The following is a 15,463-nucleotide window of genomic DNA, read 5'->3' on the forward strand; positions in this document are numbered from 1 at the left end:
ACATCGGCAGATGCGGCGCCGGGTTCGAACCCGCGGTCTCGACGATCTTGATGCCCGAGTCGACGATCACCTGCCGGTACTCGTCATATGGCGGCGGGTTGATCGTCGGCAGGATCGTCAGGTTGACCCCGAACGGCTTGTCGGTCAGATCGCGGCACTTGGCGATCTCCTTGGCCAGGTCGGCCGGTGTCGGCTGAGTCAGCGCGGTGATGAAGCCGAGCGCGCCCGCATTCGCCACTGCCGCAACGAGTTCCGCGCGGCCAACCCACTGCATCCCACCCTGAACAATTGGGTGCTCGACACCGAACTCCTCGGTGAATCTTGTGGTGATCAACGGCAGCTAATCCTTTCCGGAGTCAGACGACATCCACTGCGGCCTGCGGGTCTGCACGAACGCATCACGATCCGAATTCACCGACCAACGCGGCGAACGCTTTTCGAGGAAGGCGGAGAACGCCTCGATCTGTTCAGAGGTCCCGATCGACGACCAGTAACCACTGACGTCGACGGCGGGCAGAGCACGTGCCATTTCGCGCTTCATCGCCGCACGTGCCGCGGGACCGGTGTTGCGGACCCGGTCCAGTAGCGCCTGTGTTTCTGCGGCGAGGCTGTCGTGGGGCACGATCTTGCCGACCAGCCCGTAACGCTCGGCGTCGGCGGCGTCGAGCCAGTCATTTCCGTAGATCATGTGGTTGGCGCGCAATGTTCCGATGCGTTGCGGGATACGGGCGGCGACGAAAGCTTCGTAGACCCCACGGGTCAGATCGGGAACCCGAAGGCGAGCCCGGTCCGACGCGATCACGAGGTCGGCGAACAGCGTCATCACCAGGCCGCCGCCCATCGCGATGCCGTTCACGGCGCACACCACGATCTTGGGAATCTTGCCGAGTACTTCGAAAGGTGTCGCGTCGTACGCCTCGGTGAACGCGTCCCACGACCGGTCCGGATTGCTCACCGAGTTCATGTCGCCACCGGCGCAGAAGACATCGCCGGTTCCGGTGACGATCAGGAACTGGAGGTCTGGTTCATCGGCGACGATCATCGCGGCGCGTTTGATCCCGTGGTAGCCATCGGCGGTGACCGCGTTCCGTTTCTCCGGACGGTTGATGGTGACGGTGAGGGTGTCGCCGGCGATTTCGCCGATCAACTCGGGTGCCCCCAGGTCGACCGTCAGTGCGTCCGGTAATCCGGTCATGAGATCACGGCAACGAGTTCGCCGACGTCGTAGGTGCCCCCGACTTCCACCTTCCACGTCACCACGCCGGACGCCGGTGCCTCGACGTCCATTTCGGCCTTGTCGGTGGCGATGGCATACAGAGGATCACCTTCGACCGCGGACTCGCCATCGGCGACGTACAACTCTGTCACCTCGGCTTCGGTGATCGCATCTCCCGGTTTGGGCATCCGAACCTCTGTCACACGACCCTCCTCACGGCATCGACGAGCTGGGCCGCGCTCGGCCGACAGGCCGCCTCCAAGGTCGCGGCCCGCGGAACCGGGGTATAGGTACCCGCCACGCGCTGGATCGGCGCCGCGAGCTCGCCGAACAATTCGGTACCGACGGCGGCGGCGATCTCGGCGCCGGGCCCGCAGAAGCCGACCGATTCGTGGGCCACGACAAGGCGTTTGGTCTTTCCTACCGAATCCAGAACGGCGTGGAGGTCCAGCGGGACCAGGGTCCGCAGATCGACGACCTCGACCGAGATGCCGTCGTCCTCGAGCGTTTTCGCCGCCTCCAGGGCCGCGTGCACCATCACGCCATACGTGCAGATGGTGACGTCGCTACCGGCGCGCTTGACATCGGCCTGTCCGAGCGGAATGACGTAGTCGGCCACCGGAACCGGTCCCTTGCCGCCGCCGTAGTAGAGCTTCATCGATTCGATGAACAGGCACGGGTCCTCCTCCCGCAGGCACGCATTGAGCAGACCGGCGGCGTCCGCTGCGGTACTGGGCCAGACGACCTTGAGCCCCGGGGTGTGCATCGCCCAGGCCTCGACGGCTTGCGAATGCTGGGGGCCGGCACCGGTTCCCACCATTGTCCGGATCACCAACGGCGCGCCTCGACGGCCGCCGGACATGTAGCGGACCTTCGCCGCGTGGTTGGCGATTTGGTCCATCGCCACACCGAGGAAGTCCATGAACATCAGTTCGGCGACGGGGCGCAATCCGGCCAGCGATGCACCGAGCGCCGCCCCGATGATCGACGACTCCGCGATCGGAGTGTCACGCACCCGCACCTCGCCGTACTTGGCCGAAAGCCCGGCGGTGATCTTGAACATGCCGCCGCCGGAGCGATCGCCGATGTCCTCGCCCAGCAAGATGATCGACTCGTCAGCGGCCATCGCTCGGTCGAGGGTGCGATGGATGGCCTGCACCAACCCGAGGTCCTCGGTCTCCCCGTCGGGCAGCGGCACACGCGTCGCCGTGCCAGCGGCCAACTCAGACCCGTTGTCCGCGAACACATCGCGCGTGAGCTCCTCGGCCTCGAGTGGATCGGCGTCGCGGGCGGCGGCGAAGGCGGATTCGACCTTTTCCGATACCTCGGCGTCGATCCGATCAAGATCGTCGGCGGTGGCGATCCCCTCCTCGACCAGTCGCCGCCGGTAGCGATCGAACGGCGGGTCGGCACGTTTGGCAGCCAGTTCGTCGGGATCGGCGTAGGCCATGCCGTCACCGAAATAGTGGCCCTGCAACCGGTAGGCGACCGCCTCGACGAATGTGGGGCCGCCGCCCGTTCGTGCGCGCCCGACCGCCTCTGACACGGCGTCGTGGACGGCCCGGGGGTCGGTGCCGTCGACCGTCACGCCGGGCATCCCGTACCCGCCCGCACGGTCGGACAAGTCAACGGTCCGGGTGTACCGCGACATCGCCGTGCACTCCGCCCACGCGTTGTTCTGGCAGAAGAACACCACCGGCAGCGACCACAGCGCCGCCATGTTCATCGCCTCGTGTACGTAGCCGATGCTGGTGGCCCCGTCGCCGAAGCTGACCAGTACCACCTGCCCAGTGCCGCGGACCGACGCGGCCAGTGCGATGCCGTTCGCGAACAGCGGACCCGCCCCCACGATGCCCGTGGTCCACGCGATGCCATGGTCGGGATCAGAGATTCCCATCGCGCCGGCCTTACCTCGAGACAGCCCGGTGCTGCGACCGAGGATCTCGCCGAAATAACCGGCCAGGTCGATGCCCTTGGCGACGACGTCGCCCAGGCCCCGGTACGTGCTGACGAGTTGATCGGTGTCGGACAGCGCCAGCGCGGCACCGGCCGACATCGCCTCCTGACCGTCGACGGGCCAATAACTCATCGCGATCTCACCCGAAGACAAGCCTTTTCGGACCCGCTGATCGGCGTGATGCACCTTGCTCATCAGGCGGTACAACTCGATCGCGCGATCGTTGGTCGATGCCTGCGCCTCGGTGTCCAACTGGGTGGCCATTGAATCTCCTTGCCCGCGCACTTCGGCTGCGGCGATTCTACAACATGACGAAATATGTTCAGTCGTTCTGTCTCTTGACGCCCGTCACTTGATCGGCGAACAGCATCCGATCGAAATAGCACCGCTCGAGAACCAGTCCTTCGCCGTCGAATCCGAAAACGTTGACGCTGAGCATGTCGATGTCGGTGCCCGCGCAGGTCGTTCTGGTCTCCACCACCAGCCCGTCGGGGCCGTGATAGATCGCCTCAGCGGCGTAATGCATCCACGGCAACTCGTCCCACTGTCGCAGGATCATCGTCCTGACCGCCGCGTCACCATCGTAAACGGTTGCACTGGGCACGATTTCGTACCGGGGGTGAGCGAAGGTGGCCATGATCGCCTCGAGATCGCGAGCGTTCTCGCCTGCGACATGGCGCAACACAATCTCCTCGCGGATGCTCCGCAGCCGGTCCTCACTCATCGGGTTCGAACGTCGGGAGGTTGCGCCCGTCGTCGAGCGGTAACCATGCGAGCGACACCTCGTCACCCACCGCCGGGGACGCCCCGAACACGTTCGACATGATGCGCGCCCCCTCCTCCAGGTCCACCAGGACGACCGAATAGGGCACCCGGTCGGCGAATGCCGGATGCGCAGCGCGGTGGTGCACGCTGACCGCGTGGACCACGCCCTGCCCGCTCAGTTGCTCCCACTGCAGCGCGAGGCCTCCGCAGTGCGGACACACGTGGCGCGGGTACCACACCAGCCGTCGGCAGGCGTCGCAACGCTGCATGACCAACCGGTGCTTTTCCGTCGCCGCCCAGAACGGCGCCGACACCGCACTGGGCTGCGGCACCGGGAACCCTTCACTCATAGCACTGCCTCTGTTCCGATGATGACGGTGGAGGTCGCCGACAGCACACCGCCGGTGCCGTGTGCCAACGCGGTTTGCGCGCCGGGAACCTGTCGCTCACCGCATTCCCCCCGCACCTGGCGGACGGCTTCGACAAGCAGGAAGGCGCCGAACGCGCCCGGATGCGTGTACGCAAGCCCTCCCCCGGTGGTTTGGCCGGGAAGGGCACCGCCGGGTGCGAGCACACCGTCGGCGACGAACGGTCCGCCCTCGCCCTTCTTGCAGAACCCGAGATCCTCCAAGGCCAGCAATACGGTGATCGTGAACGAGTCGTACAACTGCACGACGTCGATGTCGCCGGGACTCAGTCCGGCGGCGGCGAACGCCGCGGGTCCCGACACCGCACCCGGAGTCACGGTCAGGTCGGGCATCTGCGTGATCATGGCGTGCGATGCCGCCGACGTCGCGCCGAGCACGTAGGCCGGGTCGCCGAGGTCGCGGGCCCGTGCGGCGCTGGTGAGAACGATCGCGGCGGCGCCGTCGGTGACCAAGCAACATTCCAGCTTGTGGATGGGTTCGGTGATGTAGCCGGAATTCAGGACGTCGTCGACGGTGATCGGATCGCGTTGATTGGCGCGCGGATTGCGTGCCGCCCACCGGCGGGTGTCGACCGCGATCTGCGCGAGCTGTTCGGCGGTGGTGCCGTACACCGCCATGTGCCGGTTGGCGGCAAGCGCGTACGCACTGAGCGGAAGCATGACGCCGAACGGGGTCTCCCATTCCAGCCGTTCGGAGGTGGCGAACACCCCGAGGCCCTTGTCGCCGCGCTTGCGGGCCGCACGTGGGGTCGACGCGTAAACGATGACGACGGTTTCGGCGAGGCCGGCGGCGATCGCGGCCGCCGCGTGTTCGACGTACAGTCCGTAGCTCGCGCCCCCGGTCTGGGTGGCGTCGGTGAATCTCGGTGTGATGCCGAGGTATTCGGCCAGTTCGACCGAGTGCATGAGAGTGCCGCCGGTGCACGTGCACAGACCGTCGACATCGGAGAGCGACAGGCCCGCATCCGCGAGTGCCGCGGTGATGACGCGGGCCTCGAGCTCACGTAGCGGCATGTCGATGACGCCGGACGGCGACACCTCATCGGCCACGCCGACGATGGCGGCGGCGCCGCGAAGGTTGTCGTTCACGTCGGCTCCTGTTCGAAGAGTTCGCGCAGTGCGGGCTGGCTCACCTTCAGCGATGGAGTCCGGGGCAGCTCATCGACGACCAGCAGCCGCGCAGGCACCTGATATCGGGTGAGCCGCTGACGAACGAAATCCATCAGCTCCTCGGGCTCGACGTGGGCGCCGTCGGCGAGTTCCACCGCGCCAACCGGCACAGCACCCAGTCGACTGTCGGTGATACCGGTGACTCCCGCGTCACGCACGGCGGGGTGGCTGCGCAGGGCGTCGACAACATCGGCGGGGGCAACCTTGAATCCGCCGCGGATGATCACGTCGTCGGCGCGGCCGTCCACGAATAGGAAACCGTCCTCGTCAAGGCGGCCAAGGTCCGTGGTCCGCACCCATTTACCACCGCGAGTCCGCACCTCGATGCGCCCTTGGACTCCGGCCGGCACCTCACGACCATCGTCGGTCGAGACGATCCGGACCTCGCGACCGCCCTGCGGGCGGCCGACGCTGCCCCGCTTGGTCTTCGCCCACTCGCGGTGCAACGCCAGGTTCCAGCCGGCGACGCCGCCGGCGAACTCGGTGGCCCCGTAGGAGGGCAGCACGGCGACGTCGTAGCGTTCCTCGAACGCTTCCTGCAGGTCCGCCGGAAGCGGCGCCGTGCCGGCGGTGACGACCTGCACACTGGAGAAGACGTCCGCCGGCACTCCTGCGTCGAGCACCATCGCCAGCGCAGATGGCACCAGGCTCACCGCCTTTGGCCGGTGTCTCACGACGAGATCGACAAATGCCTCCACGCGAAACCGCTCGAGCAGCGCGATCCTGCGCCCCTCACAGACGTTGAGCAGAGTGCGGAACAGCCCGGACATGTGGACCAACGGGGAACTGACGATGGCGACCCCGGAACGCAGCCGAAGGTGTCCCGGTTCGCCGCTGCCGTAGTGAGCGCCCGCGGCGTCGATAGTATGCTCAAACGCTGTATAGGACAGAGGGATTCGCTTTGGCGGTCCGGTGGTGCCGCTGGTGAGCATCTCGACTGCGACACCGGCCTGCCGCCGGCGGAACGGACCCGGACCAGGCTCGTCGAGCCCGTCGACCGTCCGCAACGCAACCGGGTCGGTGCCGACTTCCAGACCGAGCGCGCCCGAGGCCGCCGCCGTGATCGCGGGTCGACGCCAGTCCGCACCGAGTGCGATCACCGCGGGCAACCAGAGCTGCTCGATGTCGGCGGCGAGCCGGGTGTCCCCGCTGCTGGCGTTGATCGTGACGACGCAACCGTCGACAAGCAGGACTCCCAGTAGCGCCGCCACCATGGCCGGGTGGTTGCGAAGGAGCAGGCCGACCGGTGCACCGCTGCCCAGCCCCGCTGCCTTCAAACGGTTTTCCACTGCGGACGCGATATCACCGATCGTTTTCCAGTCGGTCCAGCTGCCTTCGTACTCGATGGCCGGCGCGGTCGGATCCAGTGCCAACACGGCACGGATACGGGCTTCGATCTGCCGACTCAAGCCGACGCTGCCGCGAGTTCGGTCGCCGCCGGAATCACCTCTTCGGCGAACAGCTTCATGGAGTCGCGGACCTTTGCGCGGTCCATCGCACCGCCCCGCGACATTCGCAACATGATGTTGCGCCAGCCCATGTCGACGACGGTGCGCATCTTCTCGATGATCCGGTCCGGATCGCCCATCAGGGTCAGATGGGAGTTGAGCACCTGCTCGTAACTCTGCTTGTCGTGCTTGTCGAACCAGTCGGCGTACGCCTTGTAATCGGCCGGGATGTCCCCGCCGCGCTCGAAGGGGCTCGAATACTTGCGGTGCGTCACGATGGACAACTCGACGCTCTCGCGCGGGTATGTCCGCGCGAACCCGTCGTCTTCGTGACAGAACGCGTTCAGCAGGGCCCAGACGTTGCCGGTGGCCGCGGCGAGCCCCTTCTTCTCCTGTGTCTGAAGATAGATGTCCAACGCACCCTGCAGGTCCGGGTCGACCTGGTACGGGTTGCCGATGATGGCGCCGAAGCCCTTGTCCGCCAACCATTCGAAACTCGACGGCGTCTTCATCACCGTCCCCCACACCGGAATCGGCTGTTGCACCGGGCGGGGATGGATGGTGACATCCTGCAGTTGCCAGTACTTTCCGTCGTAAGTGACGTTCTCCTCGGTGAGCAACCGGTTGACGATCTCGACGCATTCCTGGTATCGAGCGGTGGCCTCATCCATCGGGATGCCGAACCCCTTGAACTCGTGGGCCTGGTAGCCCCGCCCGAAGCCGGCATCGAATCGACCCCCGCTGAGGTTGTCCGCCATGGCGATTCGTTCCGCGAGATGGATGGGGTCGTGGAAGGGCGCGACCATGCAGGCCGTGCCGATGCGGATCCGATCGGTCTGCGCGGCGATCGCCGCCGCAACCAGCGGAAGGTCCGCCAGGGCCCCATACGGCGAGAAGTGGTGTTCGGCCAGCCATACCTCGTCGTAGCCGAATTCCTCGGCCCAGCGCGCCTCCTCGAGCACGTTGGCGAATACCTCCGCATGACTGAGGTGATTGGGTTTGTCACCGAGGATGAATACGCCGAACCGCACGCCGCTGCCTCCGCCGAGAATATAGTTGCAGTTACTGCGACTATATTGCACGATTGAACAAATATCGTCAATCCGTTCTATCACTGGAGGCCGCGTGACCGCACGTGCGACCCTCTCTCCCGCCGCGGTCGGCACCCGGCTGCCCCCGACGACACATCGCTGGACGCCCACCGATGCCATCCTCTACGCCCTGGGTGTCGGAGCACGCCCGCCTGCAGAGCGCCATCTGCTCGACGAACACGTCGGCCCCGCCGTGTTGCCGACCTATGCGCTGGTCGCCAACTGGTGGGCGGTCAAGGATCTGCGCGCGATACTCGACCTCGGCGCGTCTCCGATCGTGCATGCGGCGCAGTCCTTGAGCCTCGAGCGTTCCGTGGCCGCCAGCGGCGAGGTTTCCGTCGATGCCGAGGTGACCGCGCTGTGGGATACCGGCAAGCACGCGGTCATCGAGGTGACATCGACGGGCACTGACGCCGACGGTCCCCTTTTTCACGCCTCCTCGCAGACGATGGTGCTCGGCGAGGGCGGCTTCGGCGGGACGCGTCCGGCCTCGACCGCCCCGGCGCCGCACCGCGCTCCCGACGGGGTCCATGCCGACGAGGTTCGACCCGAGCAGGCGGCGATCTACCGGCTGAGCGGAGACCGCAACCCGCTGCACATCGACCCCGCCGCTGCCCGCAGATTCGGCTTCGACGATGTGTTCCTGCACGGTTTGTGCACACTGGGCTTCGCGGCCAGGGCGCTGATCAACGTTGCCGGCAATGGTGATCCGGCGTCGCTCACCTCGATTAGCTGCCGCTTCGCCAAACCGGTGAAGCTCGCGTCCGAACTGCGCACCGAGATCTGGCGCGACGGCGCCGGTCCGGTTCGGTTCCAGACCCTGCAGGGCGATGTCGTTTCCCTCAGTTCGGGCACCGCGACGTTGACAGGATGCTGACCATGGACCAACGCCGCGCCCGGGGCCGCCGAAACCGCGATGCGCTCATCTCAGCCGCCATCGAACTGTTCACCACCAACGGCTACGAGCAGACCACTGTCGAACAGATCGCCGAGCTGGCAGCCGTATCGCCGAGAACGTTCTTCCACCATTTCGCCGCGAAGGAAGACATCCTCTTTCACGGGTATGCCGAACGCCTCGCGGAAGCCACGCGTCGATTTCGCGCCGTGGACAAGGGTTCTCTGGGTGACGCACTCGCCCAGACGTCGGAAGCGGTCGCCGCGGCCATCACCGAAAACCCAGACATCTTCTTGGCCCGGGCCAGGATGTACCGCGATCTGCCCGGCCTGCGCGCCACGATGCTGCGCATCAACGACGATTGGATCGACCAGATGACGGCGGAAGTCGCGCGGCGGCTGGACGCCGATGCCGCGGTCGATGTGCGGCCGCGCCTGGCGGCCACGGTGATCAACGGCGCAAATCGGGCCGCGATCGATCTCTGGGTCGCCGACGGCGGGCTGGGCGATCTGGTCGCGATGATGGCAGATGCCGTTCGCCTGGTGCGTCCGACCATCGACCGGATCGAGCGTGAGGCAAGGAACATTCGGAGTCGCCGTGTCGGATGAGACGCGACCGGTCGCGGTGGTCACCGGAGGAGCGCGCGGCATCGGGGCAGCAATCGCGCAGACGTTGCTCGACGCCGGCTACCGCACGGCCGTCATCGACGTGAATGAAAAGGCGATCGCGCGCGCACAAGCCTCAGACGCCGCGCGGGACGGCCAACTAATCCCTCTGCTGCTGTCGATCACCGATCGGCAGGGGGTAGAGCGGGCGATGGGCGAGTTGGCCGCCGCTCACGGAGCGGTCCGGGCGTTGGTCAACAACGCCGGAATGACTCTGCCCGGCAGTTTCCTGGACCAGACCGACGAGGACTGGGACCGCATCGTCGCCGTCAACCTCAAGGGCGCGTTCGTGATGGGGCAGGTGGTCGCGCGCCAGATGGTTCAGGAGAAGTCCGGGACGATCGTCAACATCAGCTCGGTGTCGGCGCACGGCGTCCGGACCGGCCCGCCGGCGTACGCGGCCGCGAAAGCGGGTGTGGAGGGTCTCAGCCGCCTGATGGCGGTGCAGTTGGGACCGTTCGGCGTCAGGGTGAACACGGTGGTGGTGGGAACCACGGAAACGCCGTGGCTGCTGTCGCGAAAGACCGACGACGAGCTCGACGATATGCGCGGATCGACACTGATGGGACGTCTCGGCGAACCGCAGGACGTCGCGCGCACGGTCGCGTTTCTGTGCTCACCGGCGGCCAAACACCTCACCGGACAGCTCATCTCGGTCTCGGGTGGCCAGTGGATGCCGTAGTAACTCACAGAACGATGGAACATGCACTGATAGTCTGTTCATCACCGCATGCGGTTCGAGCCCAGGGGATTCGATGGATCTGAAGAGGATTCTGTTCGACGTCAGCGACCACGTCGCGACGATCACCATCAACCGTCCCGAGCGGCTGAATGCCACCGACGATCTGGCACGCACGGAACTCGGTTGGGCTTGGGGTCGGGTACGCGATGACTCCGACATCCGGGTGGCGATCATCACCGGTGCAGGCGACCGGGCGTTCTGCGCCGGACAGGACATCCGCGCCACCGCCGAAGGCGGAATTCGCAACAAGGTCCCTGGATCCCGGCTGCACCACAACGTGTGGAAGCCCGTGATCTGCGCGCTCAACGGTATGGCGGTCGGTGGGGCGTTGCATCAGGTAGCCGATGCCGACCTCATCATCGCCGCCGAGCATGCCGAACTGATCGACACCCATCTACAGGTCGGCAACGTGTTCGCGCTCGAGCCGGCGGTGCTGCTGCGGCGCATGCCGTTGTCGATGGTGATGCAACTCGGACTGATGAGCAGAGACGGCCGCATCACCGCGCAGCGGGGGCATGAGATCGGCCTGATCAACGAGGTGGTGCCGGCGCAGCGACTCCAGAAACGTGCCCGCGAGATCGCCTTGTCGATCGCCAAGCTGTCGCCGGCGACCGTACAGGCGTCTGTCAAGGCGATGTGGGCCAGCCTGGACGTCGGCCTGCACGCCGCTAACGACGTGGCCTACCGCTACGTCCTGCAGCACCAGATGACTCACCCCGACTATCACGAGGGGATGGCCGCGTTCGCCGAGAAGCGGGAACCCCGCTGGGTGGTCGAATGACGTCGATGCCACTGACGACACCGGTGTTCCGATACGAACCGCTCCCTTACGACGCGGTACTACCGGCCATGCTGTCGGCCGTCGTCGGTGCCTACGGCTCCAACGATCTCGTGGTGACCGCCACCGCCGACGGCGCCGTGGAACGGATCACCTACGCCGAGGCGCAGACCCGTTCGGCCGACATGGCGGCCCGACTGCTCGCCAGCGGCGTCACCAAGGGCGTCCGCGTCGGCGTACTGGCACCCAACGGCACCGATTTCGTCACGGCTTTCCTGGCGATCACCCGCATCGGGGCCGTCGCGGTACCGATCAACACCTTCTTCCAGCACGCCGAGTTGCACTGGGTGCTACGCGACGCCGACATCCACACCCTGCTCGCGGTGGAGACGCTGCTCGGACGAGATGTGCTCGACCGGATCGAGACCGCTACCGGCGAGTGGCAGGTGGTCAACGGACAACTGCGCACCGAGCGACTCCCCCAGTTGCGCAACGTCTTTCCCCTCGGTGAGACAACTCGCAGCTGGCCGGCCGGATGGCCCGACCCCGTCCCACCGAGCTTCCGCGAAACATGCGAGGCGACGGTGCGGGCCGCCGACGACCTGCTCGTCATCTACACGTCAGGCAGCACGTCGAATCCGAAGGGCATAATCCACACCCACGGCACGGCGATCACCCATTCCCGATTCATCGCCACCGCCCACGACTGGGACGCCAGCGACCGCATCTACGTGCCCATGGTGTTCTTCTGGGTCGCCGGACTGGTCTTCGGATTTCTCGGCCCCATGCAGGTGGGCGCCACGATTCTCACGGAGCACAAGTTCGACGCGGGGATGGTATTGCGTCTTCTGGAAAGTGAAAAGGCAACCTATACAACGGGATTCCCGCATATCGGTCCGGCGCTGAGCAATCATCGCGACTTCGCGTCGACCGACCTGTCCACCCTGCGTGAGGGCTACCAACAGGTGCTGCTGGCACCCGGACGACGCACCACGGACCCGTCGCTGCGCGTGGCACAACTCGGGATGACCGAGACCTGCAGTTCTCACACCTGGTGGCCGCCGCACGAGCAACTGCCCGAATCCAAACGGGGCTCGCTGGGCGTCGCCGCGCCGGGCTTTGAGCACAAGATCGTCGACGATGCCGGTAAGGAGGTACCCAACGGCGTCACCGGCGAAATCTGTGTGCGTGGTACGGCGATGATGCGCGGAATGGTGGGCAAGCAGTGGCACGAGGTGGTCGACCGCGACGGCTGGCTGCACACCAAGGACGCCGGCTACCGTGACGACGAGGGTCACTTGTATTTCGCGGGCCGCCTCGACGAGATGATCAAGACCTCGGGCACCAACGTCGCGCCCATGGAGGTCGAGGCCGCACTGGGGCGAATCGACGCGGTGCGCATCGCCTACGTCATCGGAGTTCCCGACGCCGACAAGGGCGCGATCGTCGGTGCCGCGGTAGTGCTCAACGAGGGGTACACGGCGTCGGCGGCCGATCTGGTGACCGAATGCCGAAAACGGCTTGCGGCATACAAGGTGCCGAAGAACTGGGTGATCCTTGACGATCCGAGCCTCCTCCCTTACACCACCACGAACAAGATCGACAAGGCGCGATTGACGGCGTTGATGGCGGCCGGAGAACTCTCGTGACGTCCCTGACCGATCTCGAGGCGCGAATCGAACGCCTCGAAGCACTCGATGAAATCCGCCAACTCGCGGCGAAATACGCGGTCGCATTGGACATGCGGGACCTCGACGCGCTGGTCAATCTCTTCGTCGCTGACGTGAAAGTGCCCGGAAAACTGCACGGCCGTGCCGCATTGCGCGACTGGTATGACACCGAACTCCGCCACAACCTGCTGGGCAGTGCGCACGGGGTGCTCGGACACGTCATCGACATCCATGACACCCTCACCGCCTCCGGACTCGTCTACTCCCGCAACGACCTCGAGACGGAGTCGGTGTGGGTGATCGAGATGCTCGCTTATTTGGACAGCTACGAGCGCCGGGAAGGTCACTGGTACTTCCTCAGGCGCACACCCCTGTTCTGGTACGAGTCCGATATCACCGACCCACCGGTGGGCGCGCAGAAGATGCGGTGGCCGGGCCGACCCCGGCACGACGGAAACCTGCACGACGCGTTCCCATCGTGGCGGGCCTTCTGGGACGCCGATCCCGGTCGCCGCGGTACGCCGGTTCGCGCGCCCGCACCTGTCGGGGCGTGGCTGCGCGCCCTTCGCCGCGACAGCCCCGATCCTCGTGTCGACCCGACCGGACGCGAAGCAGGGAGCCGTTGAGTTGTCCGGCATCACAGATGGTTTCGCGGCGACCGGCGAGCAGAAAGAGTTGCGCCGGACAGTCCGCGCATTCTTCGAGCTGAAGTCACCCGAGCACAAAGTTCGCCGCGTCATGGAGACTCCCGAAGGCTACGACCGCGAGGTGTGGCGCCAGATGGCCGACCAACTCGGGCTCCACGGGTTGGCCATTGGTGAGGAGTTCGGTGGAAGCGGTTATGGCTACGCCGAATTGGGCGTGGTCGTCGAGGAGTCGGGGCGCGCCCTGTTGCCCGGCCCGTTCTTCGGCTCCGTCGTGATGGCGGGTAGCGCCTTGATGTGCTGCGACGACGAGGGCGCCCAGTCTCGATACCTTCCACGCATCGCGATGGGCGAGACCATCGCCGCGCTGGCCCTGACCGAGCAGTCTGGCCGGTGGAGTGCGGAGACGATCCACACCAGCGCGCGTCGCCGCGGAACACGGTGGTTCATCGATGGCAGCAAGACGTTCGTCTTGGACGGTCATATTGCCGACCTGCTGCTGGTCGTAGCCCGGACGGACTCCGGTGTCTCACTGTTCGCGGTGGATGACACCGAGGGACTGTCGCGCCGGATGCTCTCGACGCTTGACGCGACGCGGCGCCAGGCCCGTATCGACTTCGACGACGCCCCGGCCGAGTTGATCGGCTCTGAGGGGCAGGCCTGGCCGGCGTTGTCGCAGGCGCTCGACATCGCGGCCGCCTGTCTTGCGGCCGAACAGGTCGGGGGCGCACAGCGGTGCCTGGAAATCGCCGTCGACTACGCGAAGACGCGCCGTCAATTCGGCAGGCCGATCGGGTCTTTCCAGGCGGTCCGGCACAAGTGTGCCGATTTGATGCTCGAGATCGAGTGCGCTCGAGGCGCGGCGCAATACGCGGTGCACACCGCTGCGCAGCGACTGGACGAACTTCCCGCCGCCGCCTCGCTGGCCAAGGCCTACTGCTCGGACGTCTACACCAAAGCGGCCGCGGCGAACATTCAGATCCACGGCGGAATCGGCTTCACCTGGGAGCACCCCGCCCACATGTACTTCAAGCGGGCGAAATCGTCGGAGCATCTTCTGGGCGATCCCGCCTACCATCGCGGCCTGCTCGCCGACCGGGTCGGGATCTAGAAGTCGGTCCCGCCGTCGATGTTGATCGCTGCGCCGGTCATGTACGCCGCCCGATCGCTCAATAGGAAAGCGATCAACTCCCCCGCCTCATTCGGGCGGCCTCCGCGGTCGAGGGCCACCCGCATGTTCCAGGCGGGATTGCTGGACAGGTGGGTGTAGATCGCGTCTTCCTCCGGCACGTTGTACTCCGCTGCCCGCTGGGCGCGGATGAAGTCGTTCACCTCGGTGTCGAACAATCCAGGACAGACGGTGTTCACCCGGATGTTATCGGGCCCATGCGTTTTCGCGAGAATCTTCGACATTGTCAGGACGGCGGCCTTGAGCGCGTTGTACGGCGGTATCAGGACTTTCGGTGCGCGCACCGAATACGCGGCCGTCGTCACCACCGTGCCACCGCCGGTGCGTTGCAGGTGCGGAATGATCGCGCGGCAGGAGCGCACAGTCGCCATCAAGATCATCTGGTAGTACCAGTCCCACGATTCGTCGGTGTGCTCGAGGAACGGCCCCTGCTGCTTCATCGGGCCCGCCGTCACTGCCAATCCCCGCAGATCGCCGAGCCTGTCGGCGGCTTCATCGACGGCGTGCGCAACACCGTCGCCGGGGACCGCGGCGTCGACGCTGATCCCTACCGCACGGACGCCATGTCGGCTGGACAACAGAGACGCCTTCTCGACGGCACGCTCACCGTCGCGCGCCAGTAGCGCCACGTTGGCACCGTCGTGGGCAAGTTGTTCGGCAGCGGCAAACCCCATGCCGGTCGTTCCTCCGACGATGACGAAGTTGCGGCCCCTCAACCCGAGGTCCACGACAAACCTCCCTCGTCATCTCGCGACACCCGCGCCCACGGAGTGTAACAATTGAACGTGATGTGTCACTATGATCAG

At 66.0% G+C, this 15,463-nt stretch carries 16 protein-coding genes and 1 pseudogene; 7 read left to right on the forward strand and 10 right to left on the reverse strand.

Features of this window, described 5'->3' with window-relative positions; all coding sequences use genetic code 11:
• The 9 genes and pseudogenes from AAHH99_RS09230 to AAHH99_RS09270 all read right to left on the reverse strand — a co-directional run.
• A pseudogene (locus tag AAHH99_RS09230) lies at nucleotides 1-334 on the reverse strand (NAD(P)H-dependent flavin oxidoreductase); the annotation flags it as partial.
• A gap of 6 nt (nucleotides 335-340) precedes the next feature.
• Nucleotides 341-1,195 carry an enoyl-CoA hydratase/isomerase family protein gene (locus tag AAHH99_RS09235; protein ID WP_418768384.1) on the reverse strand — a complete coding sequence of 285 codons (855 nt, stop codon included), beginning with the start codon at nucleotides 1,193-1,195 and terminating at the stop codon, nucleotides 341-343.
• Entirely contained in the window at nucleotides 1,192-1,404 is a 213-nt protein-coding gene (locus AAHH99_RS09240) for a lipoyl domain-containing protein (protein ID WP_276019572.1), read from the reverse strand. Before AAHH99_RS09240 ends, AAHH99_RS09235 begins: the two co-directional genes overlap by 4 nt.
• Nucleotides 1,405-1,415: 11 nt before the next feature.
• On the reverse strand, nucleotides 1,416-3,437 hold the full coding sequence (locus AAHH99_RS09245) for an alpha-ketoacid dehydrogenase subunit alpha/beta (protein ID WP_418768385.1): 2,022 nt from the start codon (nucleotides 3,435-3,437) through the stop codon (nucleotides 1,416-1,418).
• 58 nt (nucleotides 3,438-3,495) lie between these two features.
• On the reverse strand, nucleotides 3,496-3,897 hold the full coding sequence (locus tag AAHH99_RS09250; protein ID WP_418768386.1) for a nuclear transport factor 2 family protein: 402 nt from the start codon (nucleotides 3,895-3,897) through the stop codon (nucleotides 3,496-3,498).
• Nucleotides 3,890-4,288, reverse strand: coding sequence for a Zn-ribbon domain-containing OB-fold protein (locus AAHH99_RS09255; RefSeq protein WP_418768387.1), 399 nt, complete (start codon nucleotides 4,286-4,288; stop codon nucleotides 3,890-3,892). Before AAHH99_RS09255 ends, AAHH99_RS09250 begins: the two co-directional genes overlap by 8 nt.
• Nucleotides 4,285-5,454: an acetyl-CoA acetyltransferase gene (locus tag AAHH99_RS09260; RefSeq protein ID WP_418768388.1), complete on the reverse strand. Its 1,170-nt coding sequence runs from the start codon at nucleotides 5,452-5,454 to the stop codon at nucleotides 4,285-4,287. Before AAHH99_RS09260 ends, AAHH99_RS09255 begins: the two co-directional genes overlap by 4 nt.
• A complete protein-coding gene (locus tag AAHH99_RS09265; RefSeq protein ID WP_418768389.1) occupies nucleotides 5,451-6,944 on the reverse strand; it encodes a class I adenylate-forming enzyme family protein in 1,494 nt (497 codons plus the stop codon). The genes AAHH99_RS09260 and AAHH99_RS09265 overlap by 4 nt, the downstream gene beginning before the upstream one ends.
• Entirely contained in the window at nucleotides 6,941-8,014 is a 1,074-nt protein-coding gene (locus AAHH99_RS09270; RefSeq protein ID WP_418768390.1) for an LLM class flavin-dependent oxidoreductase, read from the reverse strand. Before AAHH99_RS09270 ends, AAHH99_RS09265 begins: the two co-directional genes overlap by 4 nt.
• Before the next feature lie 94 nt (nucleotides 8,015-8,108).
• Here AAHH99_RS09270 and AAHH99_RS09275 point away from each other — a divergent pair, with 94 nt between their 5' ends.
• From AAHH99_RS09275 to AAHH99_RS09305, 7 genes are all read left to right on the forward strand, one after another.
• Nucleotides 8,109-8,951 carry a MaoC/PaaZ C-terminal domain-containing protein gene (locus AAHH99_RS09275; protein WP_418768391.1) on the forward strand — a complete coding sequence of 281 codons (843 nt, stop codon included), beginning with the start codon at nucleotides 8,109-8,111 and terminating at the stop codon, nucleotides 8,949-8,951.
• A 2-nt stretch (nucleotides 8,952-8,953) separates the two neighbouring features.
• Nucleotides 8,954-9,577, forward strand: a complete 624-nt coding sequence (locus AAHH99_RS09280) for a TetR/AcrR family transcriptional regulator (RefSeq protein WP_418768392.1) — start codon at nucleotides 8,954-8,956, stop codon at nucleotides 9,575-9,577.
• The gene (locus tag AAHH99_RS09285; RefSeq protein ID WP_418768393.1) at nucleotides 9,567-10,316 is read left to right on the forward strand and encodes an SDR family NAD(P)-dependent oxidoreductase; all 750 of its coding nucleotides are present in this window, start codon (nucleotides 9,567-9,569) and stop codon (nucleotides 10,314-10,316) included. The genes AAHH99_RS09280 and AAHH99_RS09285 overlap by 11 nt, the downstream gene beginning before the upstream one ends.
• 73 nt (nucleotides 10,317-10,389) lie before the next feature.
• Nucleotides 10,390-11,157: an enoyl-CoA hydratase-related protein gene (locus AAHH99_RS09290; RefSeq protein ID WP_418768394.1), complete on the forward strand. Its 768-nt coding sequence runs from the start codon at nucleotides 10,390-10,392 to the stop codon at nucleotides 11,155-11,157.
• Nucleotides 11,154-12,803, forward strand: coding sequence for a class I adenylate-forming enzyme family protein (locus tag AAHH99_RS09295; RefSeq protein WP_418768395.1), 1,650 nt, complete (start codon nucleotides 11,154-11,156; stop codon nucleotides 12,801-12,803). Before AAHH99_RS09290 ends, AAHH99_RS09295 begins: the two co-directional genes overlap by 4 nt.
• Nucleotides 12,800-13,450 carry a nuclear transport factor 2 family protein gene (locus AAHH99_RS09300; RefSeq protein ID WP_418768396.1) on the forward strand — a complete coding sequence of 217 codons (651 nt, stop codon included), beginning with the start codon at nucleotides 12,800-12,802 and terminating at the stop codon, nucleotides 13,448-13,450. Before AAHH99_RS09295 ends, AAHH99_RS09300 begins: the two co-directional genes overlap by 4 nt.
• A gap of 1 nt (nucleotide 13,451) precedes the next feature.
• Complete coding sequence (locus tag AAHH99_RS09305; RefSeq protein WP_418768397.1) at nucleotides 13,452-14,579, forward strand: acyl-CoA dehydrogenase family protein; 1,128 nt, start codon at nucleotides 13,452-13,454, stop codon at nucleotides 14,577-14,579.
• Here AAHH99_RS09305 and AAHH99_RS09310 read toward each other — a convergent pair.
• On the reverse strand, nucleotides 14,576-15,385 hold the full coding sequence (locus tag AAHH99_RS09310) for an SDR family NAD(P)-dependent oxidoreductase (RefSeq protein ID WP_418768398.1): 810 nt from the start codon (nucleotides 15,383-15,385) through the stop codon (nucleotides 14,576-14,578). The two genes, AAHH99_RS09305 and AAHH99_RS09310, sit on opposite strands and share 4 nt — an antisense overlap.
• Nucleotides 15,386-15,463 lie beyond the last annotated feature (78 nt).

The organism is Mycobacterium neumannii, from assembly GCF_048452905.1.
Taxonomy (GTDB): domain Bacteria; phylum Actinomycetota; class Actinomycetes; order Mycobacteriales; family Mycobacteriaceae; genus Mycobacterium; species Mycobacterium neumannii_B.

Coding starts and splice junctions, on each gene's coding strand:
- AAHH99_RS09290 (WP_418768394.1), top strand. CDS start 10,390: ATGGATCTGAAGAGGATTCTGTTCGACGTCAGCGACCACGTCGCGACG.
- AAHH99_RS09235 (WP_418768384.1), bottom strand. CDS start 1,195: ATGACCGGATTACCGGACGCACTGACGGTCGACCTGGGGGCACCCGAG.
- AAHH99_RS09245 (WP_418768385.1), bottom strand. CDS start 3,437: ATGGCCACCCAGTTGGACACCGAGGCGCAGGCATCGACCAACGATCGC.
- AAHH99_RS09255 (WP_418768387.1), bottom strand. CDS start 4,288: ATGAGTGAAGGGTTCCCGGTGCCGCAGCCCAGTGCGGTGTCGGCGCCG.
- AAHH99_RS09240 (WP_276019572.1), bottom strand. CDS start 1,404: ATGCCCAAACCGGGAGATGCGATCACCGAAGCCGAGGTGACAGAGTTG.
- AAHH99_RS09295 (WP_418768395.1), top strand. CDS start 11,154: ATGACGTCGATGCCACTGACGACACCGGTGTTCCGATACGAACCGCTC.
- AAHH99_RS09280 (WP_418768392.1), top strand. CDS start 8,954: ATGGACCAACGCCGCGCCCGGGGCCGCCGAAACCGCGATGCGCTCATC.
- AAHH99_RS09250 (WP_418768386.1), bottom strand. CDS start 3,897: ATGAGTGAGGACCGGCTGCGGAGCATCCGCGAGGAGATTGTGTTGCGC.